Genomic DNA, 25,797 nt, shown 5'->3' with positions numbered 1-25,797 from the left:
TCCTGGCGGCCACCTTCGTCATCGGGATGGCAAGCGCCTGCACTGGCGGGGCGATCATCGACCTGCCCAAGCCCTGTCGGCCCGTCCACTCCGATTCCGTGGGCGCGCGCGGAGACAGCACACCCGATGATCGGCCGGCGGCGGCTCTGACGCCGTCCGGGCCGATCCAGCAACCCACCGCACCGGGAACCACCACGTTCACCTCCGGTTTCGGACCCCGCTGGGGGGCGATGCACAAAGGTGTCGACTTCGCCGGCCCGGTCGGCACCCCGATCTACGCCGCCCTCGATGGCCTCGTCGCCGCCGCCGGCTCGAGCGGTGAAGGCCACGGTATCGGTTTCGAGAACTGGGTGATTATCGACTCCGTCGTCGACGCCCGCGCGGTCTCCACCGTCTATGGGCACATGTACGCCAACGGCATCCACGTCACACCCGGGCAGACCGTCAAGGCCGGTGACCACATCGCCGACATCGGCAACGCTGGCGGATCCACCGGTCCGCACCTGCACTTCGAGTACTGGGACGGTGGCCGTCTGCAGGGCGGGACCGCGATCGACCCGACGACCAAACTCGGCGGCGCCCCTGCACCATCCGGACAGGACGCGAGTGCACCGGGATCGAATATCGATCTCATGGCCGCATCCACCCCCGTCGACTGCGGCAAGGGTTTCGGCACCGCGGGCGGCGGTGATCTCAAGCCCGGCAGTGTCCCAACGGCATTCGAAGAATGGTTCCGCAAGGGCGGATCGCTGTGCCCTCAGATCAGCCCGGCGCTGCTGGCCGCGGACACCAAAGCCGAAAGCGGGTTCCGCGCTGTCACCAGCCTCGCAGGCGCGAAAGGCTATACGCAGGTCATGGATGGGACCTGGGCCGTCTACGGCCGCGACGACGACGGCAACGGCCGGATCTCCCAAGGCGATGTCGGAGACGCCGTGATGGCTCAGAGCAGGTACTTCTGCGAGATCGCGCGATCGGTCGACAGCTGGATCGCCGACGGCTCCGTGAAGGGCGACCCGCTCTCGCTCTACATCGCCAGCTACAACGCAGGTGAGGGGGCCATCAAGCAAGCCGGTGGGATGCCCTCCGGTGGTGACTATTCCAGCGAAACCCGGCCCTACGTGCAAAAAGTCCTCTCCTACATTCCTGAGTTCGAGCAGCCCGGCGGCCGCGGCGAGTTCGTCCCCTCCCCCACAGCCGGCGGCAGCAATGTCGTCGAGGCTGCCAGCCAGTACTTCGGCACCCCATACGTATGGGGCGGTGGCGGCGCGGGTGGTCCGTCCGGGGGCGGGTTCGACTGCTCGGGTCTGACCCAGTATGCATACGCCCGCGCGACCGGCGGCAAGACCGTCCTCCCCCGCACCTCCGAAGAACAATGGAAGGTCGGCACCGAAATCCCCATCTCCCAGGCCAAACCCGGCGACCTCGTTTTCGGATCCTGGGAGGCCGGAGGTCCCGGCCACGTCGGCATCTACGCCGGGAACATGCAGATGGTCCACGCACCCACCACAGGCGACGTCGTCAAACAAGCACCCATCATGGCCGACATGCGCGCCCGCCGCATGTGACCCCCGGAGGAGAGAAACCATGCGAAAAGCCCTGATCCTGCTCGCAGTGATCATCGCCGCGGCCGCGGCACTGCTCTACTCCTCCCACGACAACGCCAACACCTCAGGAACCGCGACACCGCAGAGCACCACGACCGCACCGACACCTGCACCGGAAACGGGCACCCGCGCACCTCAGCGACCGGCACCGACAACGCCGGAAGAAGTCGTCCGCCAAGCCATGACCGTCGCATTCACCTGGGCCCCCACCACCGACGAAAGCCCCACCAGCGGATTCCGTCGCGCGACACAATGGTTCACACCGGCCCTGGCTGCACGCCTGACCTCCGATGTGCGAAACGAGCGCGGCCGCAGCCTGCAATGGCAGCAATGGATCAACGACAACGCCCGGGTCATCGCCGACGTCGCCATCGGTTGCTCCGGCTGCCCACCCGACACCGACACCACCGCACACCGGGTGGCCACGATCACCCAAACCGCGGTCACCGGCGACACCACCCACCCCGTCGAACCCGACGCCACCGTCTGGCTCATCCTCACCGAATCAGACGGCCGATGGTTGATCGATAACCTCACCTACTGAACACAACCGGCAAACGAGGGGGAACCTTGAACTACCGCATCACCACAGCTCTGACGGTCATGGTGCTCGCCACCGCGGTGATCGCGGGGTGCGGCGGCAACAACTCCGACGACGACACCGCATCACAACCGGCACCCGCGATCGACACCACTACCCAGGTTCTCGATCCCTTCGTCGACGACACCGCCGACGGACAGCAAAAGGAAACCGTCACACGCATCATCGATCTCGGCAAGCAGCGGAAGGCGCCTGATAACGCCATCATCGCGGCGCTCGTCGCCTCACGAGCTGAAGGATTCTGGCGGGTTCACCATTCCGGATCGGGAGGGCGGAATCTCTTCGGTTGGAGCCAGATGTGGGACAACCGACCTGCCCTCGACGACGGAGCCGTCACCGACGCACTCGAGAACTTCTATGCTGGTGCGGAGAGCTCGGAGAATGCCGCAAAGGACGACAACCCGGTCGACTACGCCGTGGCGATCCAACTGTCCGACCACTTAGGTGGCCGTGTGTACTTCGAAGACCGCGAAGCCTACGACGACAACATGTCCTACCTCGGCACCGAGGACAAGGTTCGCAACGAATACGCCGAGGCACTCCCCTACGCACGTGCGGCTTTCGACCAGTTCGGCTAGCGGCGGGACCAGCGGCGCGCGAGGATGATCGCGGTCCCCACCAACACGATGCCGACCACGGCACCGAGGGCGGGCCCATATCGGGTTCCCCACAGGATCGCGGTACGGGCGTCCTTCGCTTGTTGGGCAAGGCCGTTGATCGTTTCGTTGTCGAAGTGGGTGTGCGCTTCGAGCGTGGTCACAGCATTCGGGTCGTCAACCGACCGCGCCAGCCATCGCCTCGGCTGCTCCTCCACAGCAACGATCGCACCAGATGCAGGCTCGACCCACACATCGCGCGTCGTGGAGTAGTGCAGATCCATCGTTGTCGGCTCCGTGCCAGGTAGCCCCCACTTTTCAGCGGGCAAGGTCGTCGTCGCGACACTGCCGATCGATTTCCCAAGGTTCACAGGGCCGATCGTCTGCTGAAAGTGATACAGCCGCATGCCGTCGACCACGCGATCGTCGTCTACGTACTCGATCGGATGCGTCTCACGTGCCGTTCCGTCGTAGTACGGGTAGCTGACTTTCTCAACGTCGAACGGAAACTTGTACTGAATTCCGGCGCGAGGCGTCTCCGTCGGGGGCTTGCCCTGCTCGGCTTGAGTGGTCGGGACGGGCTCGGCGAGCGGCATGCCTGATCGTCGGTCGATCGTGACGCGATCGACCATTGCCGAGACCAGGCCTAACCCGTCGCCCCAGTCGGTCCGGACCGTCTTTTGTGCCGCTTGCAGAGTTGTGGAATCGGCTGAAACTGGATTCTCTGTCGTCACGTACACCTGAATCCGCAGCGGGACACCCCGGTCGGTCTTCAGCGGACCTTTCATAGCCACCGAGGTGGCCTTGAGCACCGCCGCGTCTTCCGCAACCGACACTGTCGCCGATTGCACGTCGAGCGGGATGACCTTCAACCGGGCGGCACCGTAGGTGGGGACCAAGACAGCGACGGCGAGCAGGCACGAGCCGAGCGCGAGGAGAGTGCAGACCGCTGCGGATCTCCTCCACCCCCGACGGTCGGCGGCATCCGCCTTGTGCACGTTTTCATCCAGTACGGTGTCGACCTGAGCACTCACGTAGCGCACCCTAGCTGCCGGAGCAATGCAGAATCCCGGTCAGCCGGTATCTTCGTCCTGAGGTATTTGCCACATCGTAGAAGGGAACCTGGTGCTCGATCCGTTTGCGCCCGGCCTGAGTGTCGCGGAGGCCGATCGCTTGCATGAGCGCCTTCGCGCTGCCGGCCCAGTTGTCGAGGCCACCGACGCCGACGGACTGCGCGTCTGGATCATTACCCGGTACGACGACGTCGCTCGACTGCTCGCTGACCCCGGAATCGTCAATGTCCGTCCCGGCGGCCCGTCAGGCAGCCCGGGCCTTCCCCTACCACCGGCACTGGCCCGCAACCTGCTCAATATGGTCCCCGATGATCACCGCCGCGTCCGCGCTCTGGCAGCGCCCGCGTTCTCACGGCGACGAATCGGAGCGGTGAGGCAGATGGTGACCGCCCGTGTCGACGGACTCCTGGACGACCTCGACCCGAACGAAACCGGTGTTGTCGACCTCTTTCCTGCCTACGCCTCTCCCCTGCCTGCTGACATCATCGCCGAGATCCTCGGCGTGACCGATGCAGACGCCGACGAGTTCCGTACCGCCGCGGCGACCGTGATGGCAATGAATCCTGGCGAACCCACCGCGGACGACCCTCGCATCCCGGCCATGACCACGATCGTTCTCGTACTCATGCGTGTGATCGCGGCCAAACGGAAATCGCCCGGTGATGACGTCATCACCGATTGGATCACCGCCCGCGACGCCGAAGACCGGCTGACCGAAGAGGAACTCATCTCCCTGGCATTCCTGACGTTTCTCGCCGGATTCGAGAACTCCGTCTACCAGATCGCCAATGCCATCGGCATTCTCGCCGGACTTGATCGGGACCAGCTACTCGTCGAAATCGCCGACGACCAGCTCTGGCGCGCCCGGGTGACGCAGCTTGTCCTCGACGCCGCGCCCGGGTCCTACGCGATACGGCGATTCCCGGTTGAGAACATCACCGTCGGCGGCATTCGCATCCCCGCCGGCAGTCCTCTGTATCTCTCCCTGCGCGCGGCGACCAACGACCCCGCCCGCGGCGAGCGCCCGGACCTGGCCTTCGGCCGCGGACCTCATTACTGTCTCGGCGCCGATCTCGCCGTGATGCAGCTCGACATCGCTACTCGCCGCCTGTTCCAACGCCACCCGGGCCTGTCCCTGGTGAAGCCATGGGAAACACTCGACCGGCGACATACCTGGCGCACTCACGGCCCCACTGAGACGCCAGTAAACCTGACCTGACCACCCGAAAGCCAGTACGGGAGAAACGGATAAACCGATGACAGCTGATGCCCTCGTGCGCGCCCCCGCCGAACCCACCCACCCGATCCGCGAATGGACGACCGTCTTCGCCGGCACCGGCGACGAGCACCAGGTCGTCGCCGAAGGCCCCAAACACCGCGACTGGCGAAAGATCGGCAATGTCTTTCGCGAACCTGCCCGCACCGCTGTCCTGGGGTTGATCCGTAAGTGCATAGCCGATCGCGAGCTCAAGATCGAGACGTTCGAGGGCAAGGTCGCCGACGCCCTGGGCCCGGTCGGGGCAGCCCACCCCATCCTGACTCCCGACAAGAGCGTGGTCGTAGCAGTTCAGATCTGGAGCGGTGACCCGAAGAAGAACCCGCCGGACCGCCCCAATGTCGGGGCATGGGAGTGGGTTCTGAGTTCGGAGGACAACCCGCCCCCACCGCAGTTGCAGTTGGACCCCGGAGCTATCGAGCTCATCGGGATGTCCGCCCGGCATCAGGATCGATCGGTTTTCGGTCCTGCAGATCTCTACACCCGTTCGGCCCGCCTGTCCGACACGTTGCGGCATGTGCGCCAAATCCGAGACTGTCAGGCAAAGGACAGGTTCGACGGCACGTTCACCATCCGGGCGGAGACCGACGTCACCCGGGAGCTGCGCTACGCCGAGCGGTGTGTGGAGGGCCCGGCGGGTAGACGCGTGCGCGGGATCTGCTGGGACGCAGGCACCGACGAAGCCCTTGTCCACGAATCGATGCTCGACGCGTGGTTGTCGACGATGTTGGCATCGACATCGGGGATGTACATCGCGGTCGGGGATCTGTCGTACCAGTACCCGTACTGGCTGAAGTGGGTGACCGAGCACGTTCCCGGCCTCGGACACGGCGTGAGCACCGGACAGACCTTCGCGCTACATGAGGAAGACTGGCCGAAGATCATCGAGTGGGTCCAGCAGGTGCGTAAGGGGCCGGTCTCCGGCACGGTGCGGGCACGACGGGGCGGTGGCGGCTGGCTGAAGGCCGAATTCCGGGGCTTCCTTCTCGATCCCCTTGTCAGCGACTCGATCGGTGTCGCGGTGATCTCCCCCGAAATCGAAACCATCCCTGACGAAGACTCCTGACGGAGAACATCTTTCGGAGGACAAAGCTCGTGTGGAGAGTCTTTTACAACGCCGCGTTGGTCGTTGCGTTCATGGCTACCTACAAGACCGCCGGAATCTTCGCGGCGACGGTCGTGGTCATGGCCGGCGTCGTCGGCGAGATCATCGTGACGCTGGCCCGACGCCAACGGGTCGACAAACTGCAGTGGACCGGTCTATGCCTTGTGCTCGTCCTAGGCGGTTCGACTCTGCTGTTCCACAACGAGACCTTCATAAAGTGGCGTCCCACAGGGGTGTACTGGCTAATCGCCGGCGCTTTCCTGACGTCGCTGATGGTCGCGAAGCGTGACCCGGTGCGTGTCATCATCGGACGATGGGTGAGCGCACCGGACGCTGTCTGGCGCTTCCTGAGCTGGAGTTGGTTCGTGGCACTGGTCGCGGTCGGCGCCGTCAATATCGTCGTCGCCTACACAATGTCCACGGACACCTGGGTCAACTGGCGTGTCTTCGTCGCACCCGGAAGTCTCTTGGCTCTCGCTGTCGCCCAAGCCACCTGGCATCGCAACTACATCCTCACGGCATGGCGCGACCACCAATCCGAGGAAGCTATGTAATATCCCCTCCGACGTTGGTTCGACATAGAGTTCGCCAAGCGGACTGACTGCGCGATGCCCCCTCCGGCACGTGCCCGGTCGGCCGACGTCAGCGCACCTCACCCGAGGTTGCGGCGCGACCTTTTCGCGTTGCCCGCGCAGCACGCAGAAAGCCCCTCCCCGAAGGGGCTTTTCGTCATGCTCGCGAGAAGGTCGAATGATTACTCACTTTGCTTACTGCACCACTACGGTCACCAAGACCCTGCCCCCGCGGCTCAGCTCTTCGCTGAGTTCACGCCGGGGTGCCCGGCGGGCGACTTCGCGCGCGCTCGTAGGCCGCGCGGTACACGCTTTCGGAGATCCCCAAGGCCGCGGAAACCATTCGCGCCGTCTCGTCGGTCAGAGCTGCCTGCCCCCGCTCGACTTGCGCCACAGTGGTGGTACTGAGTTTGGCCAGCTTCCCGAGTTGCGGCTGCAGCAAACCCGCGAGAACACGCCAGTCCCCCGGGAGGCGCTCATCCTCGGCGACTACGACGACATCGCTGATCTGCACGCCAAGGACGTCGGTGACCCGCTTAAGGAGATCTACCTGCGGCGACGTCGCGCCCGTTTCCCACTGGTAGAGGGTCGCGTGTCCGATGCCAGCCGCGCGAGCGAGCTCGGGCCGGCTCAGGCGGGAGTCTTTCCGCAGCTGCTCCAGCCGGGCAGGGTCGAATCCGCGCATCACCCGTCGGCTCACCGAAACACTCCGTCCATCACTTGTGGACACCTTGCACCATCTCCCTTACGATCACTCCAGGCCACAGTTTTAGATCAAATGCAGCTAGGCCGTGACCAGCAATCAATGACGGAGTTGGTGATCTAACAGAAGAACCCCCGCCCGGTTACCGCCGGACAGGGGCCTGAACCGAACAGGGTTGCCGCCCTGGTCAGCGTGTTTCTTCAGCTAGCAGAATGGAGATCTGCCAATGGAAACGATAGGCGACGTCGGCGGAAGTGTCGACGAGACTGACGTGTTGAGTTGGACAACCACTCAACTTCGCCGATTCATTCGTGCCCACGACTGGACATGCGGATGCTCTACAGGCACAGAGCGGTGCGCGGTGTACCGAGCAGCGCATGAAGAAGCCTTCTTCCGCCGGATCAGCACAAAGGGTCCCGATCGCGTCGACGGGCCGCAGGCCACCGATGAGCGACTCCCGTGCACGCGCAATCCCCGCGGATGGGACACCGACGTCGCCAGCACAGGGCAACTCCTCGCCGCCATCGACGCGTGCAAGAGTTGCCCGTTCTTAGCGACCTGCGAGGAAAAGGTGCAGGAAGGCCCGGCACGATCGATGGTGTGGGCCGCGGTGGCTTACGACCGCGACGGCGAGCCGATCGGAATCTCGGGGCTGTCCGCGTGGGTGCGAACGCGGGACGGCATCCGGCTGCGCGACCAGAAGCAGACGTCGCAGGTCACCGCACTACCTGTACCGCAAACGATGTCGGCGCCAGCGGGGTGGGCATCTTGACGGCGCCGCAGATCTACCCCGTCCGCCTCCACGAGGCCACAAATGTCGAACTCTTGGCGTCGAATGTGGTTGAGGGTCCCCATCGGGTCACCTTCGATGCGAAGCGTGACTGCTCGCACTGCCCGCGGTTGGAGGCCTGTCGCGCGGATGTCGCGACGGTGGTGTCCGCGGGGGACACGCCGCGTTCCATGATCTGGACGGGTGTCGTGTGCCGGCACGACGGAACGGTGATCGCGACCGATCGTGAGATCCGGGTGTACTGCAACCGGGTCGAAGGGCAACGAGCAGTCGAGCGGGGGGCGGAGGCATGATCAGTCTTTCGGACCGCGTCCTGCTGATGGCGACCGGCGAGATCGAGTGCCCCGGCACCGAGGGGCCCGCTTCCCTGCGGTGGCGCTGGCTCGCTGACCTGTACTCCCACCCGGTGTGGGGTCTGGTCACTATTCCCGGCTTCTCCGTATACGTGGGATGCGAGATCGCTATGTTGTGCCGCGATATGCCGACCGGCACGGTCAACTCCCTTGCTGCACGTTGGGATGCGGTGCACCAGCTCGGGGCGCTCGGCGCTAGCCGCGCTCAGTCGGCGGCGCTCTACGCCTGGTCCGCGGTCGCCGATACCACCGTCGATGCTCATGACTACCTGAGTGGCCATCAGTTCAGTGGTGCGGAAGCTGTCGCCGCCGCGTTCTGGGCGCACCTCGCCGCCAAACCGGGCTCTGTCGCCGAGACGTGCGTCGCCGCGGCCATCGAGGCATGGGATCCACGTCTGCGCCGTCCCTCGACGAAAGGGGCAGTCGCATGAGGGGTCTTACCGCCACCGACCGTCACGGGCGAACGTGGGACCTCATCGCGATAGAGAGCGTCATCTGCGCACTCCTCGTCACCGATACCAGGACGCCGACTGTGATGTCCGCTCCGGATCTCATCGACACGCACGGCCCAATCCGGCTCTCACCGGACAGGTGTCGTCTCAGCCCCGGAGCACGCGACGCGCTCGTAGATGTCGTCGACCTCGTCGCATCGGAGCCCGAAACAGCCACGATTGAGCAGATCCGTGAGGTTGCCGCCGCGGCGCACCTGTTGCTCGGTGTGAAGCCGGCACCGCGGTCGGCGTAACCGGCACGGCTGCGGCCAAACCACCCTTCCCGGTCCCCTTCAACGGACACGCGCGAACCTCCACAGTTCGCGGTGACCGCGCGAGTGGATCGGCACCCACCCACGCCCACAGCGAGGCGATGCCCCTGACCGCGTAACCATCGCGCTACCCCGATAACCCAAATTTCATAGCGCAGACCCTCAGAAACACGAAAACCCCCTAGGTGGGAGTGGTTTCAGATTCACGAACCGCTCCGCCGGCATGTTGTTGAGGAGGACTTGCCGGTCCTCCTCAACCAAGAGGGTGAAGGCCTTGCCGAGCCGTCACATTCTCTGAGGTAAGTGCCGGAAGTTACCCGCTTCCAACACCCGTACTGCATTCCCCGAAGGGACATACCCATGGTAGGTACGTCTGATGCTAACGCATGCCCTGAATCAGCATCAACACCAATCGTTTCGCCCACCAACACCAGGTCATCGACACCCGGCGGTACGCACATTCCACAGTCGGCAGAAGTCGACACCTGGGAAGCCTCCGTCCACGCCGCCACCCACGCCATCAACAACCTCCACCAATACAACCGCGACACCGGGCAACGCGGCCACTCCTTCACCCTCCCCACCACACCCGGACGCGAAGCCACCATCCCCGTCTGGTCCGGCCGCACCCAATGGTTACGCCAACTCCGCCACCACATCACCCACACCACCACCGGCCAGGCCGCACTCACCGCCCACAGCATCGGCATCGAACGCCTGATGGCCGTCGCCACAGCCCACGCCCGATTCGCGGATTCCACCACCGGCCGCGGTATCACCGCGTCCCGGCAACTCATCGCACACCACGCCAGCGTCTCACTCTCCGTCGTCAACCGCACCCGCCGCGTCCTCAAAACCCTCAGCATGGGCGTCGAAGTCGAACGCGGTCGCACCCTGCGCACCCGTGAATACCTGGCCGCCGAACTCCACCACGGCGGCCAACAACACCAAGCCGCCTCCGTCTGGGCACTCAGCTCCCCGAAACACATCGTCGACGCCACTCCCCCACCCCCACAACGACCACCGCGTCCGCGCCGCGCTCGTACCGCCCGACGTCTCGCACGCCACCGCACCCGACTCCAACAACCCACCACCGCGGCCAGCACAACTCATCCCCAGGCCACCTGCGCTGACACCCTATCCCCCGGTACTTACGTTCCTTCACATAATCTTTCGTTACGAAGTACTCACCAACGCGCACACGCGAGGCCCACCACATCCATCCCACAACCCCGACCACTCCACCTCCAACGAGCAGCCGCCACCCTCATCGCCCACTCCCCCGTTCTCGCCCACGGCCATATCGGCACCATCTGCGACACCATCACGGCCGCCGGCATCGACACCACCCGCTGGACCGGCCACGACATCGCACAGACCCTCGACCGCGACACCCGAGAGCGTGGCTGGACCTGGCCCACAGCAGACCGAATCAGCTCACCGATCGCACTCCTCCGCTGGCGCCTCACCCACATCGACTGGACCGGCCCCTCCCCCAGCCAGCACCGCACCGCAGCCGACGCCCGGCGCCGCCGCGAACAACACGCCCGCCGCACCGCCATCCACCATCGCAACGCCATGCAAGCAACCCCGGAACAGCGGCAAGCCGCCCTCGCACAGATCCGCCGGACCCTGCGTCACACCACACATCGCCGAGTTGATTTCCGATGAACCGTCCAAGGGGACGTTCACCAGTTTCGCGGGTAGTCCTCCACAGTCATCGAGCCGCCGCACCTCGGCTGGCGGACCGACTGTTACCGCTGTGGGACAACACAAGAGGCGAAATGGGGAACACCCCGATCGACGTTATGACAGCGGACCAAAACTGCAATTGGGCGAGAGCTCGGAAGCTGCACACCTCTCACAGCATCCGCCCACCGTTGAAGTGCGTCGGCGGGGTGCCGAGCAGTGTGGATACGGTGTCAGTCATGACTGACTGGGTGCACGAAGCGCAGGACCTCACCGACCAGGTGCTGCGACCAGCCGCGGCGGAGGTCGACGCAACAGGGAAGATCCCGCCGTCGCACTTCGACGCACTACGTGACCGGGGCTTCTACGGCCTCGCCTTCGCCACCACAGATCCCATCAATACCCTCGCCGACGTCGGCGAAATCCTCGTCAGCGGATGCCTGGCGACCGCATTCGTCTGGGCACAACACCACGGCACCCTGCTCCGAATGGTGATGTCGAGGAACGACACCCTCAAGACCCGCTATCTCGCCGACCTCCGGAGCGGCGCCGTCACCGCCGGTGTCTCCGGCAGCGGCTACGCCGACCCCGACAACCCCCTCATCGTCGCCACCGAAACAGACTTTGGATACACCATTACCGGGCAGGCACCGTTCGTCACCGGATGGGGCCTCGTCGACGTCATCGGTGTCACCGCATACGACCCCCGAGCACAGAAAACCGTCACCTTCCTCATGGACGCAACCGACGGCCCAACCGTCCACGCCAACCGAATCTGCCTGTCCGCGGCCGACGCATCCAACACCGTCAAACTGACCTTCAACGGACACCACATCCCCCACACCGCAGTCATCCACGTCCGAAAGACTCCTCGCGGCGGACTCAGCTTCGCGGACCGCGCCCTTCTCCGGATCAACGGCTCCCTCGCCCTCGGCGTGGCCCGAGCATGCCTGACCGAAGCCGACCGCACCGGACACCCCGCCCCAAAACTGTGGGAAACACACACCACCATCCGCAACGCCCTCAACACGGCGGCCACGGGTGACGGAGACATCTACGACGCCCGCGCCCGAGCCAGCCAATTCGCCGTCACCACCGCGACATACTCCGCCACCGCCGCAGGAAGCCGATCAGTCACACGCGGTGAACCCACCGAGAGAATGGCCCGGGAACCCGCCTTCAGCATGGTGTGCACCACCACCCCGGAAATCAAGTCACGCATCTCGAGCGCACGTCACCCCTAAGACGCCGCCAGGACGACGACACCCAGACAGCGGAGGTACAACACGATCGTCCGCATGAACGCTCTCGCTGATGCACCGTGCATCACGCCGTACCGCCATTCGCGAGCACCCAGCCGGTACCGATCCGCTCAGCCCGCTCCATACCTTCTCCGACCGACCAGGAGAATCGCTCCTGACGAGGCAGTTCGCATGGAGCGTGGCCCGCGGTTCGGGGACTGACCCTCGTACCGGAAGTGAGATTGGGGCTCCGCGCATGCGCCCACTGCTCGCGGTCTTGGACGGTGCTGGTCACCGTACCGGGACGTCCTTCTGGCGGATACGGGACACGCGGGCGTAGGCGGCGGGCCGCCGAGTAACGACACAAGGATGGGTCGCTACCCGACGAGCGGGAGCGAAACCAGACCGAGGATCGGCAGAGAGTTCGCCGCCGTCGATCTTGATCAGTTCGAGGGGGGCGGAGAGACGGCGATGGTGAACGCGTGCGCGGCCGGCGGGTGGTCCTGGCCGGTCTACAGCCCGAATCCGCAATTTTCCATACGGGACAACGTCATTGCGCGGATCGCGCGGAGGGGATGGGTCAGTGCGGGGTGCCGCCCGCGGCCAGGTAGGTGTCGATGGCCTGTTGCAGTCGGTCCAGGGCCGCGCCGTAGGCGGTGAAGTCGCCGGTGCGTTGCGCCTCGCGCAGGTTGGCCAGGGCGTCGTTGAGTTCGAGGACCGCGGCGGTCAGCTGGTCCGATGCCGCCGGTGGCGGGGCGGGCGGGGCGCCCGGTGGGGGCGGCGCCGGTGGTTGCCCGCCGGGAGGTGGTGGTGTGGTGGCGTCGCCGCCGGGTGCGGTGGCAACGGCGCCGGTGCCGGTGCCGAAGACCTGGTCGAGGGCCTCGGCGAGGGTGGGGGCGTACCCGATCCGCACCCCGCCGGTGCCGGGTTCGCGGTAGCTGACCAGGACCCGGGCCAGCTGCGGGAACGTGGAACTGTTGGGCGTGCTGGTCAAACGTTCGGTGAACACCGGTTCGACATAGAGGATGCCGCCGTCGGCGATCGGCAGGGTCAGCAGGTTGGCGTAGTAGATCCGGTTGGACCGCTCGAGCAGGGTGCGCTCGGAGGCGACGCGGGTGTCGGAGATCATCGAGTTCTGGGTCTGCCGCGGGCCCTGGGTCTGGGTGTCCGTCGGCAACCGCAGAATGTCGATCCTGCCGTAGTTTTCGGGGTCGGAGTGCACCGAGAGGTAGGCAGAGAGGAATTCGCGGTTGAAGCCGACCATGGCGCTGGTGAGTCGGAAGGACGGGGCCGCGGTGTCGGCGTCGCCGACCAGAACGTAGTACGGCGGCTGCTCCCCACCGGTGTCGGCGGTCGGATCGCTGGGCACCGACCAGAACGCGTTGGTGGTGAAGAACTCCCGCGGATCATCGACGTGGTACTTCGCCAGCAGGTCCCGCTGCAGGCGGAACAAATCCTCGGGGTAGCGGAAGTGCGCGCGCAGCTCGGTCGGGATCGCCGTCGGCGGCTGCACGGTGCCGGGGAACACCTTCATCCACGCCCGCAGGACCGGGTCGTTCTCGTCGACCTGGTAGAGGGTGACGGTGCCGTCGTAGGCGTCGACGGTAGCCTTCACCGAATTCCGCACATAGGACACCTCCTCGCGGGCCAGGGTTCGGCCGGTGTCGTTCACGACCGGCGCAGCGAGTGAACCGACCTGCGAGTACGGGTAGTGCGCGGCGGTGGTGTAGCCGTCGACAATCCACACGATCCGGCCGCCGACCACCGCCGGATACGGGTTGGAGTCGGTGGTCAGCCACGGGGCGACGTGTTCAACCCGGGCGGCCGGGTCCCGGTTGAAGATGATCTTCGACTCGGACCCGATGGCGCCGGAGAACAAGATGTTTCGCTCGCCGTACCGGGCGGCGAACGCCAACCGGTTGACCCAACTGCCCACCGGCACCCCACCGCTGCCCGTATAGGTGTACTGGGCGGTGTCGGTGTCGTACTCGCGCGGCGGCGCACCCTCCGGGCCTCCGACGATGGCGTAGTCCGGGTCCGCCTGCGCGATCACCTCACCGAAGTAGATGCGCGGTTGCTCGACCGGGATCACCTGGTCGCCGCCCACCTGGGAGGCGATATCGCTGACCGCATAGATCGGATACCCGCTGTCACTGCTCGCGCTCTGCCCAGCGACATCGCGGACGGCGGCGTTGACCCGATTGGCGGGAGCGGCGATGAACCCGTTGCCGTGGGTGTAAACGGTGTGCCGGTTGATCCACTGGGTCTGGTTGCCGCTGAGGCTGTTCGGGGAGAGCTCGCGGGCCGCGACGATGTAGTCGGTGAGTTGTCCGTCGATGGTGTAGCGGTCGATGTTGAGGTGCTCGGGAAAGCCGTAGAAGTTCTTCAGCTGTTGCTGCTGGGTGAAGGTGCGCGAGAGCACGGTCGGGTCCAGCAGGCGGGCGTTGGCGATCGTGGTGACGTCGGCGGGAATGTCGCGGGGCGACCGGGTGCCCACCCCGGGGTAGTCGAGGTAGTCGACCCGGTCCGGGCCGATTCCGTAGGCCTGCCGGGTCGCGGCGATGTTGCGTTCGATGTAGGGACTCTCCCGGTCGGCGGCATTCGGGCGGACCGAGAATTGCTCGATCAGCGCCGGATAGATTCCGCCGACCAGGATCGCCGAGAGCACCAGCAGTGCCGTGGCCATCGCCGGGATCCGCAGGTCCCGCACCGCGATCGCGGCGAAGAACGCCGCCGCGCACAGCACCGCGATCGCGACCATGATCAACCGGGCCGGCAGCACCGCGTTGATGTCGGTGTACCCGGCGCCGGTGAAAGTCGGTTCCTTCCGGCCGCTCCACAACAAGGAGTACCGGTCGAGCCAGTAGGACGCCGCCTTCAGCGCGATGAACGTGCCCGCGAACACCGCAAGCTGGATGCGCGCCGGCCGGGACACCTCGATGACGTGGTCCTTGCTCGGTGCCAGCCGGATGCCGCCGAACAGGTAGTGGGTTCCCAGGCCAATCAACAACGCCAGGAACACCGCGATGAACAGCCACGCCAGGATCAGCCGGTAGAACGGCAGATCGAAGACGTAGAAGCCGATGTCATACCCGAACTCCGCGTCCACGATGCCAAACGCGCCGCCGTGCAAGAACAGTTGCACCGTCTCCCAACTCGCCTGCGCGTGCAGCCCGAACGGCAGCGCCAGCAGCAATGCGATCCCCACCGTGAACGACCGCGGACGGCGCGACACCACCTCCCGGTACCGCTCGACCGGATCCTTCGCCGTGTTCGCGCCCGAGGCCGCGAACAGTGGGCGGGACCGGTACGCCCACACCACGGCCGCGACGATCACCGCACCCACCAGCAGCGTCACCGCCGTGAACAGGATCAGGCGGGTGACCAGGACCGTCCCCCACACGCGACGGTAACCAACCTCACCGAACCACAGCCAATCGGTATACCCCACGACCAGACGCGGCCCGATCACCAGCAACGCAATGAGCGCCACCGTCACCATGATCATGACCCGGGCCCGCCGCGGCAGCGCCCGCATCCGGTCGGACGGTTGCATGGCCACCTCCCACGGGTCGGCTCACGAGCAGCCCCGCCGCGGACCACCTCGCCCGATCCAGCGAAGGCGTTCGTATCATCCCATTCTATTTCTATGCGGCGCCGGGCTCATCCTGGCCGGCGCGCACTCGGCATCGGATTGGGCGAAGTGGACCCGCGAGTGGAGCGCCGCCGGGTTCGCGGGCGTGGCTCGTCGCCGGTTCCTCCTCGGCCGGTGACAAATTGCTCCTCCGGGTCGTCGCGGTGATCGAGATCGGCAGAACCGTGGAAACGACCACCCTGCCACTCGTCGGCCGAGACACGCCGTCCATGCGCATCAGCTGGCTGCAGCGAGAGCGTCGGTGCGGGGAGGCCGTTTCGTCGGCTGAGGTGATGGTCCGTGCAGCGATTCGCGTGGTGCAGGATTCCCCGAAGGTCGTCGAAGCCGATCGTCAGCAGACGCTGCCGATCGGTTCGACGGGTCAGCAGGCCGCGGTCGGTCAGGGCGTCCAGCCCAGCCACCAAGACGTCCCCCAACTCGGCGGGTCGGCCACACCTCAACCACCAATCCTGCCTACTGCGAGCCCTCCCGACACGCGGACAGTCGGAGCGCCATGCCCAGTGGACTAGAACCATTCCGCAGTCGTTGTCGACAAGCCCAGCCGCCGCGCCGTGGTGAGCGCGATCAGTGTCCGAAGTGGTAACGGCAGGCAGCAATGCGGATCTGATCATCGACAATTTTATAGACCAGCCGGTGCTCATCGGTGATACGCCGGGACCAGTAGCCCTGAAAACCGTGCTTGAGGGGCTCGGGCTTGCCGATTCCGTCGTTCCCGTTGCGTTCGACATCCTTGAGTAGTGTGTCGATCCGCTTGACGATCTTCGAATCCTGCGCCTGCCACCAGACGTAGTCCTCCCACGCAGACTCGTCCCAGACAAGTTTCATTCAGCCAGATCCCGGACAGTTCCCCCGCCGGACTCCAACCGATCGATCGACGCCAACAGCCGGCGGGCGTTCTCCGGACTCCTGAGCAAGTATGCCGTTTCCTTCAACGACTCATAGTCGTCGAGCGCAACCATCACCACCGGCTCGTGACCCGCCCGCGTGATGACGATTTCTTCCCGGTCATCGACGACGGCGTTGAGGACCTCGGCGTACCGCGCGCGAGACTCCGAGTAGGTCATGGTTCTCATGAGCACACCTCCAGTTACTACGTACAAGAAATTGTACGTATCCCGACATACTTCCGCAGTCCAAGGGGACGACCGGTGTTCGCCGACGACTTCGACGACACGGTTCAGCTTCGCGTCCTGCGCCGAGGCAGAAGCAGCCGGTGCGGCGCCGATCTACCAAGGCGAGCCCGGCTACTCGACGAAACTCGACCGGGACAAGGACGGTATCGCCTGCGACAAGTGATGCGGCGTCAAAATCGCGCGACGTCGTGCCGTGGTCGACGGTGCGGGTCACAGGGGGCACAGGGTTTGCCGGGTCCGGTTCCAGAACGGAAACAACTCGGGGCTGCCGGCGTCCGGGTGTTGCCGTTGCGCCTGGTCGATGAATTCGAGGACCGTCTTTCCGGTGGTGTGCGAGAGTGCGCAGGCGTCCAGACTCAGCTTCGCCGACGCCACGAACCCGATCCGCTCGGCGTACGGGCCCAGGACCCCGGAATCGACGAACGGAGGGAGGCCTGGCCCCCACCGGTTGAAGGCGGACTGCAACCCGAAATCACAGGGCTGCCCGAAGAGTTCACTGCACGTCGTCGGTCCGCCGTGGACCATGACCGCGGTATCGGGCAGCGGGCGCGGCGGCTCGGGCGGGTGCGGTCGCGACGCGACCGCCCACACCACCAGCACCGCGGCGCCGACCACCAGGCACACCAGCACCGCCTTCAGGACCTGCTTCATCGCTCACTCACCTCGTCACACACCTTCATTGCACCACTCCTGCCCTGCGGCCGACCCGAAAAACCGGTGGACGGCAACGAGAAGGCCGGAACGCGAGCGCTGTCGTGGGTCATCGGCGGGGTATATGCGTAGATCCACCTCATAGAGGCCGCTACAACCGTGCGCGGCCGGCCACCTCAGATGCGAGGCCCCGCCACCGGTCCGCACCGGCGGGGGTCAGTTCCGCTTCCGCGGCGCCCGTTCGAGACTGTTGAGCTCATCGAGAACCCGGTCTACGGCGGTGGTCGGGATCCGTAAGTCTGTGCCCTCCGAGACCCGGAGGCGGTCGCGGACGTAGGCGAGCATGGCGAGCTCACGCTCGACGTCGGCTACGTTTCGCTCGCTCACGGCCTTAGCATCCCACCCCAGCGGAGTGCGAGTAGGAACTATGCCTCCCGCGTGGCGCCGAGCAGAACGCCGACAACGCAGCGCGGACCACCACTCCGCCCTTGCGGGACATGGCGTCACTCCAGTCGACACCCATTGCATATCGAGCGAATGACACCAAGTATCGGGCGGGCGGCGCACACCCTTAGACGATCCGCCCAGGCCGGGGGCCAGCTCGACCAGTGTCGCAAGGGACGGGATCGCGGGGAGAGTGCCACCCTCTCCCCGGGCGGTCAGTGACCCGTCCACACCGCGCTAGTGGACGAGGCCACCGCTCATGTCCACCGCGTCGAAGCCGTTCTCCACCAGCAGGTTCGCAGCCCCGGCCGAGCGAATTCCGCCGGTACAGAAGGTGATGAGCAGACGGTCGTCGGGGAACTCCAGGCAGCGGTCGAGCAGTTCCTCGAGTGGCGCGTGCACGGCGCCGGGGATGTGTACCCGGTTCCACTCGAACTGGCGGCGGACATCGACAACGAGGGCACCGTGTTCGACGAGGCGGACCGCCTCCGCGGCGCTGATCGCCGGCGGTCGGCGCAGATAATGCCTGAGACTCATGCGCTGCGCGCCTCCTGCCGCAGGTTGACCATCGTGAGAGGGCCGCTGAGCACGGGCACGAGCGCACCAATGCGGGTCCGGGTCGGCAGGCCGCGACCGAGCAGTGCCGTGACGGCGACGGACAGGTAGAGCGCACCGTGGATCGGGCCGAGGACACCGGCGACCGCGGCGTCGTGCACGGTGCCGAGGTTGGCCAGCAACCCCAGGACGCTGACGGTCTCGAGTGCCGAGAGCACGGCCAGCGTGCGCAGCAACCCGGTCATACGTAGCTCGATCCGGGTCGCACGATCATTAGCACGACGACGACCACCCACAACAGGTTGAACAGGCCGGTCACCATGCCGAGGCGCCGGAGTTGGATTCCGTCGTCGGGTGTGGTGAGCGCCTGTTGTTGGAGCGGGGCGATTTGCAGGGCGAGCAGTCCACCGGCGATCGCGGTGAGCACCATCGCGACCACAACCCAGACCTCGCTCGTGCGGCCTTGCACGGTGGCGAGGAGAAGGCCGACGACCGGGACCGCGATCGCCAGGACGCCGTAGAGGCGGGTGATCCGGTGCAGCACCCGGGCGGTGTTGATGTTCCGCTCGATCTGCTGCGCACCGCACACTGTGGCGGTCACCGGTGCGTGTCGGGGGAACAGGCTGGTGGCCACCGCGACCGGGCCCACGAAGAGGATGCCCGCCACGACGTGGAGGGTGAGCAACAACGATTCCATGACCTTCAGCCTAACTGAAGGTTGGCGGGTGAGGTGTCAGTCAGTCGCCGACATCACCCGCACCATGTGCGCCCGCAGCGCCTCGGTCAGCTCGGGATGCTGCGCGGCGAACTCGTCATCGAGACGGGCCACTACCTCGGCCGCGCGAGCCAGCAGTGATTCGCCCTCCGCCGTGATCCGCAGGGTCGAGGCGGCCCCGGCGTGCGCGGTCGAGTCGTCGACCAACCCGGACTCGACGAACGCCGCGACCGCCGTGTGAGCGCTCTGCACGGTGATGCGGGAACGCCGAGCGAGCTCACTGAACGAGATGCCCGGCGTCCCGCGGATGTGCCCCAACAGCCCGTACTTGCGGGTAGTCAACCCGAGCGGCTTCAAACCGTCGGTGAATGCCGCCTCCCACACCCGGCTCACCGTGAGCAGCGTGACCGTAGGACTGAAAGGCGGAGGCTGCGACATGGGAGCAGGCTACCCACACCGCACCACCACAGCTCAATTTGTGGGCGAACCGTCGATTCCCCCCTCAGAGTTCACGCCGAGAGAAGCCGAACTCCACCCCGGCCCTGACCAGCCTCGCCGGTGCCGGCGAAGACCCGACACCGGCACCGCTGACGCGGACAACCGCCACCGCACGGCGCCGAAGATCATCGTCCCGCAGGCTCATAGCCTCCCTGGCAGGACGGCCACACTTTGGAACAGGGCAATGTTGCGACTCACGCGACCGGCGTCGCTACCTGAGCATCACGGAAGGCTCGCTCGAGCTCGGCCGAAATCCGCCGCGGGACAACACCTCGTGACCCTCGCTGATCGCCCACTCACGAATCTCCTTCGGCGACGTCTTCACCGGAGCCTCACTCCCCACTTCCCTCGTCACCGAGACCCATTTTGACCCAGTTGTGCAGGGTCGCCTCGGAAATCCCGAAGTCTTTCGCGATCCCGAAGCCGTTCCCCGAAGAGTTTCCGCCGCGACGTGGTCGCCGCAAGCGAGAAGACCCGCTGAGCCAGTGCAGCCCCCTTCGATCACTTGTCATCGTGCAATCTATCCGGTGGGGATTTCGCAAAGTTGCGACGTTAATTCGGAAAGTAGATGCTGACAATCTCAGCAATACAAACCGGCTTGTCGGCATTCTCGCGTTCGATCGTGACGGCCGTGACAACCTGGACGCCCGAGGGAACGGTTTCAACGTCTGCTATTTCAACCCCAGCCCGAATCCGTGAACCGACGGGAACGGGTGCCGGGAATCGAACCTTGTTCGACCCGTAGTTGATTCCCATTCGGACGCCGTCGACAACGTAGACCTCCCATACAAGCATCGGGATCATCGAAGTCAGCAGATGTCCGTGGGCGATGGTGGCACCGAACGGTCCGTCAGCAGCCCGTGAGGGATCGACGTGAATCCACTGGTGGTCACCCGTCGCGTCAGCGAACGCGTCGATTTTCTCCTGTGTGAGGGTGTGCCATGACGAGTAGCCGATCGGGGTGTTCGCCACCGCGTGCAATTCATCGATTCCGTTGAGTGTCTTCATACTTTGGGCCCTCCGGCGACGTAGAGAACCTGCCCGGAGACGAATCCGGCTCCCTCACTGGCAAGGAATGAGATCGCGTGTGCGATGTCGTCGGGGACCCCAACTCGGGCGACGGGGATGTCGGCGGCCGCCCGCTTCTTGAGATCGTCGAATTTCATTCCCATTCGCGCTGCCGTCGCGGCTGTCATCTCGGTCTCGATGAAACCGGGAGCAACGGCGTTGGCGGTAACGCCGAATTTGCCGAGTTCGAGGGCCAGGGTTTTGGTAAAACCTTGCAGCCCGGCTTTGGCTGCGGCGTAGTTCGCTTGACCGCGGTTTCCGAGCGCCGACACGCTCGAGAGGTTGATGATCCGTCCGAAACCGGCCTGAGTCATGTGTCCCTGAACCTCTCTCGTCATCAGGAACGAGCCACGCAAGTGGACGTTCAGGACGGTATCCCAGTCGGTGGCCGACATTTTGAACAGAAGATTGTCGCGGGTGACGCCAGCGTTGTTGACCAGAACGACCGGCGCTCCGAGCTCCGTTGTGATCTTATCCACTGCTTTCTCGACACCAGTTCCGTTGGAGACGTCTGCGCCGACAGCAAGTGCAGTGCCTCCGGCCTGAGTGATCGTGTCGACCACGTACTGGGCGGCGGCCTCCTCGAGGTCGAGGACGGCGACAGCGTGGCCGTCTGCGGCGAGCCGCCGTGCGACGGCGGCGCCGATTCCCCGTGCAGCACCGGTGACGATTGCGGTACGGCGGTGTTCGGGATGAGGTGATGCGTTCACGAGATGGAGTACCTCTCAAGGATTGGATCGATGTGACTTCGGGTCAGGAGAGCGTTCGAGGATCAGTACCATGCCCTGTCCTCCACCTACGCACATGGTTTCGAGGCCGAACTGCTTGTCGTGTGTCTGCAGTGAGTTGATGAGGGTGCTGGTGATCCGCGCACCGGTCATGCCGAACGGGTGGCCGATGGCGATGGCCCACCGCTGACGTTCGGTCACTGTTCGCCGACACCGAGCATGAGGTCGTCGATGGCGCTTGGATCGAGTGCGGGTAGATTCGCCAACGTGGCCGTGACCATCTGGACGGGGAGGTCATCGAGCCGAATGTCCTTCAATGGAGCCCTTGATGGCTCTTCCGATCGACGAACGTGCAGGGGCGACGATGACAACTTCAGGCATGGTTGTTCCTCGAATCGGTGATTGCTGTACGTGGAAGAAGGTGGAGGCGAAGGTTCAGCCGGCGCAGCCGGAGATCCCGCCGTCGAGCGGAATGATGGTGCCGGTCAGGTAAGAGCCGGCACGGGAGGCCAGGAACCGGACCGTGCCGATCAGGTCGTCGGTTTGTCCGTAGCGGCCCAGCGGGACACGCTCAAGCAGCTCTGCCTCGACCTCTGGATCCGCCGCGACGTGTCCGAGCATGTCCGTCAAGACCGGTCCGGGGGCGATCGCGTTGACAGTGATGCCGTCGGAAGCCAGTTGCTTGGCTAAATGGCGGGTGACCATGTGCAGCCCGGCTTTGCTCGCACTGTAGGAGTAGTTCTCCCAGCTAGGTGTAGCCAAGGCATCCACGCTGCCGATGTTGATGACACGAGCGGGCCGGTCGGGGCGTGCCGCATTGCGAAGAAGCGGAAGCGTTCCCGTGATGAGGTAGAACGGAGCGACAAGGTTGGTGTTGAGCACCTTCGTCCAACCGATGAGGGGAAACTCTTCAAGTGGCGCACCCCAGGTGGCCCCGGCATTGTTCACCAGGACGTCGATGCTTGTCAGGTGCTCGCCGAGCCAGTCGACCAGACCGGTCACCCCTTCGGCCGACGACAGGTCACTGGCGACGGGGGTGCAGCGTCCTGCCGTTCCCGCAGCGTCTGCCTCGGCATTGATGGCTTCGGCCGTCGCGCGGCACTGTTCTTCCTTTCGGCTGGTGATGACAACGTGGGCACCACCCAGTACCAGGCCGCGGGCGATCGTGGCGCCGATCCCTCGTGAGCCACCGGTTACGACGGCGGTCCGCCCGGCGACAGAGAAGAGGGTGTCGGGCGCCGGTCGCACTTCTGAGGTGGTTGCACTATTCATGCCATCTACGCTAGGTCCGCATTGGCGTTATCTCCTGGGGGGCAGCGCACTTCGCTTGCATCGCGCGCAGCAGACACGCGCAGACCCCGGTCGTCGAGCGGGCCCGCGGGCCGCTGATTCAGTCGTTTGCGGATGCCGCAGAACGTGTGTCGGACGGGCGCTCACCGAAGGCCCGCCGGTACGCATTACTGAAGGTGCTGAGGTCGCCGAATCCTGAGGAGTAGGCCACCTGAGTCACGCTCTGGTGGCTCCAGCCACGGTCCTGCAGACGCAACCGCGCCAACGCCAGACGCTCCTCTCGGATGAGATCCGACGGTGTTGTCCCAATCCGCTGCAACTGGGCCTGAACGTGCCGGAGCGACCAGCCGAGGCGCGCCGCTGCCACGGCTCCTGTGAGGTTCGGGTCGTGCGCATTCTCTCGAACAAAGCGCCGGATGGCGGTGACCAACCCTTCCTGAACATCGACGGAGGGGGTGGCCGTGTCTGCGTTGTAGGCGAGCGCCACGAGATCGACGATTCGGTCGGCTATCGCATCGAACTGACTCCCGGTGAGCTCGTGCCGCTCCCTGCGCAGACTACTGACCACGTCGACAACGATGCGTCCCAGTCCAGATGTCGCACCGAGGACGGTGCCAGCCTGCGGCAATGTCGGCACCCGCGCCTCGATCCGGTCACGTGGAATCACGAATGCAACAGAAGAGAAGCCATCACCATGGCGCAGAACAGTCGCGGTGTCCAGCGATGTGAGAGCCATGACCGCCGGTGTGATCGTGGCTTCACGACGATCCTGCTCGAGGATCACTTCGCCCCGGACCGGTAGGAGCAGTTCGTAGGCGCCATGTGGATGTCGACGGATGTCCGCTGCCGTGCGGGAGAGGACCTCCGCTTCGCCCCACCAACGAACTAGCTGGTACGTGTCCGAATGTTGATGCTGAAGGGTTCCCTGGTAGCCGTCCGCAAGGGAGAAGGCCATCGGACAGTGAATCGACGAGACCTGATCGCGCCACCAATCACCGCGCTCGCGCTGGTCGTGCTCGTTGCTGCGCAACGTATCGACGGAATACAACGTCAGAGCACCTTCTCACACCGCTATGCCGAAACTGCGACTCGTGCCACCGTCGACGCTAGCGCGCGCCGGCGCCCACGCCAACGGCGTGATCATCGCAGAGCCCGCTTGAGTAGCTTTCCTGTCGCGTTCATCGGCAAGGTATCCCTGAACTCCACCAGGCGCGGGTACTTGTAAGCCGCCAACCGTTCCCGTGACCAGCCGATCAGGTCTTCCTCCTTCAACTCCGATCCGGGCTCGCGGATGACGAAGGCTTTCACTTCCTCACCGATTCGCTCATCGGGGATTCCGACGACGGCCACGAGGCTGACCTCTGGATGGCCGATGATCACCTCCTCGAGCTCGCGCGGATAGACGTTGAAGCCTCCCCGCACGATCAAGTCCTTGGCGCGATCGACGATGGAGTAGTAGCCGTCCTCGTCTCGCGTTGCGATATCGCCCGTGCGGAACCAGCCGTCGCGGATCACTTCCTTTGTCGCCTCGGGCCGCCCCAGGTATCCCTTCATCACGTTGTATCCACGTACGGCGAGTTCTCCTGGTTCACCGACGGGGACCTCGTTCCAGTGATCGTCGATGAGCTTCACCTCTACTCCCCAGATCGGTTTGCCGATCGATCCCGACCGATTTGGTTGGTCGAGCGGGTTGAACGTGACGGTGGGACTGGTTTCGGAGAGTCCGTAGCCTTCCCGGATCCCGACACCGAAGACATCCCTGAACCGCTCCAGCACATCGACGGGCATGGCAGCTGCGCCGGAAAGCGCGATTCGCAGGAGACCGGCGAGGTCAACGTCTATTCCGTCAGCGGCCTTGTTGAGCAGAGCCCAGTACATCGTCGGGACACCGGCGAAGACTGTCACCCGGTGCTGCGTGATCAACGCCAGGGCCTCGGCTGCGTCGAATCGTGGCAGCAGGACCAGGGTGGCCCCCATTGCGAAGCCGGCGTTCAGCTGTACGGTCTGTGCGAACGAGTGGAAGAGCGGAAGAGTGACCAGGTGTACGTCGTCGGCTCGGGCGTCGAGCAGTTGGTTATGCCCGATGGCGTTGAGGACCATGTTGGCGTGGGTGAGCTCCGCCCCCTTCGGCTTGCCGGTCGTCCCGCTCGTGTACAGGACCACCGCTGTGTCCGTTGCCTCGGTCACCTGCAGGACCTCTTCCGCGGGGTGTTCGGCCAATGCGTCAGCCAGGGTAGTTCCCACGCCTGGCTCATCGAGCACTGCGGAGCCAAGGGTGACCAGATGCTCACAGGACTCGACGTCCTGGAATCCGCGCCACGCCTCGTCGTCGAGCCCCAGCACGGTACAGAAGTACGCCGTCGCGCCCGAGTCACGGAGGTGGTAGGCAACCTCCTCCCGCTTGAGCATCGTGTTGAGCGGCACGACGGCTCCACCGGCCTTGAGGATGCCGAAGTAGACAATCGGAAACTCGACAACATTCGCGATCGTCAGGGCAACGCGGTCGCCTGGGCGCAACCCCCGTGAGAGAAGAAAACGGGCAACACTGTTCGCAGCCGCATCGATCTCACCGAAGGTGAGGGTTCGGTCACCTTCGATGACAGCGGTTCTGCCGGGAGTGCGTCGAGCAGTGTCGGCAAGCATGGTGGCCAGGTTGAGCATGATCCTGCTTTCAGATAATGACGGTGTGACGTT

29 protein-coding genes and 1 pseudogene are annotated in these 25,797 nt (G+C 65.1%); 13 read left to right on the top strand and 17 right to left on the bottom strand.

All coding sequences use genetic code 11. The annotated features are described in order from the left end of the window. Window positions 1-26: 26 nt before the first annotated feature. Genes AC1D1G_RS07865 through AC1D1G_RS07855 form a run of 3 tightly spaced genes read left to right on the top strand, consistent with a single transcriptional unit; the run spans window position 27 to window position 2,783 of the window. Complete coding sequence (locus AC1D1G_RS07865; RefSeq protein WP_477951657.1) at window positions 27-1,565, top strand: NlpC/P60 family protein; 1,539 nt, start codon at window positions 27-29, stop codon at window positions 1,563-1,565. Between the two features lie 19 nt (window positions 1,566-1,584). Next, on the top strand, window positions 1,585-2,148 hold the full coding sequence (locus AC1D1G_RS07860; RefSeq protein ID WP_005564130.1) for a hypothetical protein: 564 nt from the start codon (window positions 1,585-1,587) through the stop codon (window positions 2,146-2,148). Window positions 2,149-2,174: 26 nt separating this feature from the next. Next, the gene (locus tag AC1D1G_RS07855) at window positions 2,175-2,783 is read left to right on the top strand and encodes a hypothetical protein (protein WP_477951638.1); all 609 of its coding nucleotides are present in this window, start codon (window positions 2,175-2,177) and stop codon (window positions 2,781-2,783) included. Here the strand turns inward: AC1D1G_RS07855 and pgfA are convergent. Beyond that, the gene (gene pgfA, locus AC1D1G_RS07850; protein ID WP_477951637.1) at window positions 2,780-3,835 is read right to left on the bottom strand and encodes a cell envelope lipid trafficking protein PgfA; all 1,056 of its coding nucleotides are present in this window, start codon (window positions 3,833-3,835) and stop codon (window positions 2,780-2,782) included. The genes AC1D1G_RS07855 and pgfA overlap by 4 nt on opposite strands. Window positions 3,836-3,974: 139 nt before the next feature. On the opposite strand from pgfA, the gene AC1D1G_RS07845 reads away from it, so the two are divergent. The 3 genes from AC1D1G_RS07845 to AC1D1G_RS07835 are packed head-to-tail and all read left to right on the top strand — an operon-like array spanning window position 3,975 to window position 6,809. Beyond that, window positions 3,975-5,093 carry a cytochrome P450 family protein gene (locus tag AC1D1G_RS07845; RefSeq protein WP_317570449.1) on the top strand — a complete coding sequence of 373 codons (1,119 nt, stop codon included), beginning with the start codon at window positions 3,975-3,977 and terminating at the stop codon, window positions 5,091-5,093. A 37-nt stretch (window positions 5,094-5,130) separates the two neighbouring features. After that, complete coding sequence (locus AC1D1G_RS07840; RefSeq protein WP_317570452.1) at window positions 5,131-6,216, top strand: GAF domain-containing protein; 1,086 nt, start codon at window positions 5,131-5,133, stop codon at window positions 6,214-6,216. 29 nt (window positions 6,217-6,245) lie between these two features. Next, entirely contained in the window at window positions 6,246-6,809 is a 564-nt protein-coding gene (locus tag AC1D1G_RS07835; protein WP_095870730.1) for an inner membrane-spanning protein YciB, read from the top strand. A gap of 271 nt (window positions 6,810-7,080) precedes the next feature. On the opposite strand, the gene AC1D1G_RS07830 is transcribed toward AC1D1G_RS07835, so the two are convergent. After that, window positions 7,081-7,527 (bottom strand): helix-turn-helix domain-containing protein, encoded by a 447-nt coding sequence (locus AC1D1G_RS07830; protein WP_477951636.1) that lies wholly within the window; start codon window positions 7,525-7,527, stop codon window positions 7,081-7,083. Window positions 7,528-7,891: 364 nt separating this feature from the next. Here AC1D1G_RS07830 and AC1D1G_RS07825 point away from each other — a divergent pair, with 364 nt between their 5' ends. From AC1D1G_RS07825 to AC1D1G_RS07800, 6 genes are all read left to right on the top strand, one after another. Next, window positions 7,892-8,302 carry a hypothetical protein gene (locus AC1D1G_RS07825; RefSeq protein WP_317570455.1) on the top strand — a complete coding sequence of 137 codons (411 nt, stop codon included), beginning with the start codon at window positions 7,892-7,894 and terminating at the stop codon, window positions 8,300-8,302. Beyond that, a complete protein-coding gene (locus tag AC1D1G_RS07820; protein WP_477951635.1) occupies window positions 8,299-8,613 on the top strand; it encodes a hypothetical protein in 315 nt (104 codons plus the stop codon). The genes AC1D1G_RS07825 and AC1D1G_RS07820 overlap by 4 nt, the downstream gene beginning before the upstream one ends. Continuing rightward, the gene (locus tag AC1D1G_RS07815; RefSeq protein ID WP_317570456.1) at window positions 8,610-9,104 is read left to right on the top strand and encodes a hypothetical protein; all 495 of its coding nucleotides are present in this window, start codon (window positions 8,610-8,612) and stop codon (window positions 9,102-9,104) included. Before AC1D1G_RS07820 ends, AC1D1G_RS07815 begins: the two co-directional genes overlap by 4 nt. Next, a complete protein-coding gene (locus AC1D1G_RS07810; RefSeq protein ID WP_317570457.1) occupies window positions 9,101-9,418 on the top strand; it encodes a hypothetical protein in 318 nt (105 codons plus the stop codon). Before AC1D1G_RS07815 ends, AC1D1G_RS07810 begins: the two co-directional genes overlap by 4 nt. Window positions 9,419-9,796: 378 nt before the next feature. After that, entirely contained in the window at window positions 9,797-11,107 is a 1,311-nt protein-coding gene (locus tag AC1D1G_RS07805; RefSeq protein WP_317570458.1) for a Rep protein, read from the top strand. A 257-nt stretch (window positions 11,108-11,364) separates the two neighbouring features. Next, window positions 11,365-12,369 carry an acyl-CoA dehydrogenase family protein gene (locus AC1D1G_RS07800; protein ID WP_477951634.1) on the top strand — a complete coding sequence of 335 codons (1,005 nt, stop codon included), beginning with the start codon at window positions 11,365-11,367 and terminating at the stop codon, window positions 12,367-12,369. 577 nt (window positions 12,370-12,946) lie between these two features. Here the strand turns inward: AC1D1G_RS07800 and AC1D1G_RS07795 are convergent. The 3 genes from AC1D1G_RS07795 to AC1D1G_RS07785 form a co-directional block, all read right to left on the bottom strand. After that, on the bottom strand, window positions 12,947-15,922 hold the full coding sequence (locus AC1D1G_RS07795) for a UPF0182 family protein (RefSeq protein WP_477951633.1): 2,976 nt from the start codon (window positions 15,920-15,922) through the stop codon (window positions 12,947-12,949). A gap of 663 nt (window positions 15,923-16,585) precedes the next feature. Beyond that, window positions 16,586-16,846 (bottom strand): Txe/YoeB family addiction module toxin, encoded by a 261-nt coding sequence (locus tag AC1D1G_RS07790; protein ID WP_477951632.1) that lies wholly within the window; start codon window positions 16,844-16,846, stop codon window positions 16,586-16,588. Next, entirely contained in the window at window positions 16,843-17,094 is a 252-nt protein-coding gene (locus AC1D1G_RS07785) for a type II toxin-antitoxin system Phd/YefM family antitoxin (RefSeq protein ID WP_477951631.1), read from the bottom strand. Before AC1D1G_RS07785 ends, AC1D1G_RS07790 begins: the two co-directional genes overlap by 4 nt. Between AC1D1G_RS07785 and AC1D1G_RS07780 the strand changes: the two genes are divergently transcribed. Then, window positions 17,084-17,317, top strand: a complete 234-nt coding sequence (locus AC1D1G_RS07780) for an excalibur calcium-binding domain-containing protein (RefSeq protein ID WP_477951630.1) — start codon at window positions 17,084-17,086, stop codon at window positions 17,315-17,317. The two genes, AC1D1G_RS07785 and AC1D1G_RS07780, sit on opposite strands and share 11 nt — an antisense overlap. Before the next feature lie 47 nt (window positions 17,318-17,364). Here the strand turns inward: AC1D1G_RS07780 and AC1D1G_RS07775 are convergent, their stop codons facing one another. From AC1D1G_RS07775 to AC1D1G_RS07720, 12 genes and pseudogenes are all read right to left on the bottom strand, one after another. Further along, window positions 17,365-17,805 carry a hypothetical protein gene (locus AC1D1G_RS07775; RefSeq protein WP_477951629.1) on the bottom strand — a complete coding sequence of 147 codons (441 nt, stop codon included), beginning with the start codon at window positions 17,803-17,805 and terminating at the stop codon, window positions 17,365-17,367. A 216-nt stretch (window positions 17,806-18,021) separates the two neighbouring features. Beyond that, window positions 18,022-18,192 (bottom strand): hypothetical protein, encoded by a 171-nt coding sequence (locus AC1D1G_RS07770; RefSeq protein ID WP_005563647.1) that lies wholly within the window; start codon window positions 18,190-18,192, stop codon window positions 18,022-18,024. Between the two features lie 294 nt (window positions 18,193-18,486). Continuing rightward, on the bottom strand, window positions 18,487-18,786 hold the full coding sequence (locus tag AC1D1G_RS07765) for a rhodanese-like domain-containing protein (protein ID WP_164065323.1): 300 nt from the start codon (window positions 18,784-18,786) through the stop codon (window positions 18,487-18,489). After that, window positions 18,783-19,049 carry a hypothetical protein gene (locus tag AC1D1G_RS07760; protein WP_164065322.1) on the bottom strand — a complete coding sequence of 89 codons (267 nt, stop codon included), beginning with the start codon at window positions 19,047-19,049 and terminating at the stop codon, window positions 18,783-18,785. Before AC1D1G_RS07760 ends, AC1D1G_RS07765 begins: the two co-directional genes overlap by 4 nt. After that, the gene (locus tag AC1D1G_RS07755; RefSeq protein WP_164065321.1) at window positions 19,046-19,501 is read right to left on the bottom strand and encodes a hypothetical protein; all 456 of its coding nucleotides are present in this window, start codon (window positions 19,499-19,501) and stop codon (window positions 19,046-19,048) included. Before AC1D1G_RS07755 ends, AC1D1G_RS07760 begins: the two co-directional genes overlap by 4 nt. Before the next feature lie 36 nt (window positions 19,502-19,537). Beyond that, complete coding sequence (locus AC1D1G_RS07750) at window positions 19,538-19,957, bottom strand: MarR family winged helix-turn-helix transcriptional regulator (protein ID WP_061696956.1); 420 nt, start codon at window positions 19,955-19,957, stop codon at window positions 19,538-19,540. Window positions 19,958-20,569: 612 nt separating this feature from the next. Next, window positions 20,570-21,025: a MaoC family dehydratase gene (locus AC1D1G_RS07745; protein ID WP_061696955.1), complete on the bottom strand. Its 456-nt coding sequence runs from the start codon at window positions 21,023-21,025 to the stop codon at window positions 20,570-20,572. Then, a complete protein-coding gene (gene fabG, locus AC1D1G_RS07740) occupies window positions 21,022-21,795 on the bottom strand; it encodes a 3-oxoacyl-ACP reductase FabG (protein WP_005563657.1) in 774 nt (257 codons plus the stop codon). Before fabG ends, AC1D1G_RS07745 begins: the two co-directional genes overlap by 4 nt. A 15-nt stretch (window positions 21,796-21,810) precedes the next feature. After that, window positions 21,811-21,993, bottom strand: a pseudogene (locus AC1D1G_RS07735) (hypothetical protein); the annotation flags it as partial. Between the two features lie 255 nt (window positions 21,994-22,248). Further along, window positions 22,249-23,085, bottom strand: coding sequence for an SDR family oxidoreductase (locus AC1D1G_RS07730; RefSeq protein ID WP_477951628.1), 837 nt, complete (start codon window positions 23,083-23,085; stop codon window positions 22,249-22,251). A gap of 118 nt (window positions 23,086-23,203) precedes the next feature. Continuing rightward, on the bottom strand, window positions 23,204-24,151 hold the full coding sequence (locus tag AC1D1G_RS07725) for a helix-turn-helix transcriptional regulator (RefSeq protein ID WP_477951627.1): 948 nt from the start codon (window positions 24,149-24,151) through the stop codon (window positions 23,204-23,206). A 92-nt stretch (window positions 24,152-24,243) separates the two neighbouring features. Beyond that, window positions 24,244-25,764, bottom strand: a complete 1,521-nt coding sequence (locus AC1D1G_RS07720) for a long-chain-fatty-acid--CoA ligase (protein WP_477951626.1) — start codon at window positions 25,762-25,764, stop codon at window positions 24,244-24,246. Between the last annotated feature and the right edge of the window lie 33 nt (window positions 25,765-25,797).

Source organism: Rhodococcus sp. P3_B8 (assembly GCF_056402775.1).
This window is presented reverse-complemented; position numbering and strand designations above follow the sequence as displayed.

Coding starts and splice junctions, on each gene's coding strand:
- AC1D1G_RS07865 (WP_477951657.1), top strand. CDS start 27: ATGGCAAGCGCCTGCACTGGCGGGGCGATCATCGACCTGCCCAAGCCC.
- AC1D1G_RS07860 (WP_005564130.1), top strand. CDS start 1,585: ATGCGAAAAGCCCTGATCCTGCTCGCAGTGATCATCGCCGCGGCCGCG.
- AC1D1G_RS07840 (WP_317570452.1), top strand. CDS start 5,131: ATGACAGCTGATGCCCTCGTGCGCGCCCCCGCCGAACCCACCCACCCG.
- AC1D1G_RS07815 (WP_317570456.1), top strand. CDS start 8,610: ATGATCAGTCTTTCGGACCGCGTCCTGCTGATGGCGACCGGCGAGATC.
- AC1D1G_RS07810 (WP_317570457.1), top strand. CDS start 9,101: ATGAGGGGTCTTACCGCCACCGACCGTCACGGGCGAACGTGGGACCTC.
- AC1D1G_RS07805 (WP_317570458.1), top strand. CDS start 9,797: ATGGTAGGTACGTCTGATGCTAACGCATGCCCTGAATCAGCATCAACA.
- AC1D1G_RS07800 (WP_477951634.1), top strand. CDS start 11,365: ATGACTGACTGGGTGCACGAAGCGCAGGACCTCACCGACCAGGTGCTG.
- AC1D1G_RS07795 (WP_477951633.1), bottom strand. CDS start 15,922: ATGCAACCGTCCGACCGGATGCGGGCGCTGCCGCGGCGGGCCCGGGTC.
- AC1D1G_RS07790 (WP_477951632.1), bottom strand. CDS start 16,846: ATGAAACTTGTCTGGGACGAGTCTGCGTGGGAGGACTACGTCTGGTGG.
- AC1D1G_RS07780 (WP_477951630.1), top strand. CDS start 17,084: ATGGTTCTCATGAGCACACCTCCAGTTACTACGTACAAGAAATTGTAC.
- AC1D1G_RS07785 (WP_477951631.1), bottom strand. CDS start 17,094: ATGAGAACCATGACCTACTCGGAGTCTCGCGCGCGGTACGCCGAGGTC.
- AC1D1G_RS07775 (WP_477951629.1), bottom strand. CDS start 17,805: ATGAAGCAGGTCCTGAAGGCGGTGCTGGTGTGCCTGGTGGTCGGCGCC.
- AC1D1G_RS07765 (WP_164065323.1), bottom strand. CDS start 18,786: ATGAGTCTCAGGCATTATCTGCGCCGACCGCCGGCGATCAGCGCCGCG.
- AC1D1G_RS07760 (WP_164065322.1), bottom strand. CDS start 19,049: ATGACCGGGTTGCTGCGCACGCTGGCCGTGCTCTCGGCACTCGAGACC.
- AC1D1G_RS07755 (WP_164065321.1), bottom strand. CDS start 19,501: ATGGAATCGTTGTTGCTCACCCTCCACGTCGTGGCGGGCATCCTCTTC.
- AC1D1G_RS07750 (WP_061696956.1), bottom strand. CDS start 19,957: ATGTCGCAGCCTCCGCCTTTCAGTCCTACGGTCACGCTGCTCACGGTG.
- AC1D1G_RS07745 (WP_061696955.1), bottom strand. CDS start 21,025: ATGAAGACACTCAACGGAATCGATGAATTGCACGCGGTGGCGAACACC.
- AC1D1G_RS07730 (WP_477951628.1), bottom strand. CDS start 23,085: ATGAATAGTGCAACCACCTCAGAAGTGCGACCGGCGCCCGACACCCTC.
- AC1D1G_RS07720 (WP_477951626.1), bottom strand. CDS start 25,764: ATGCTCAACCTGGCCACCATGCTTGCCGACACTGCTCGACGCACTCCC.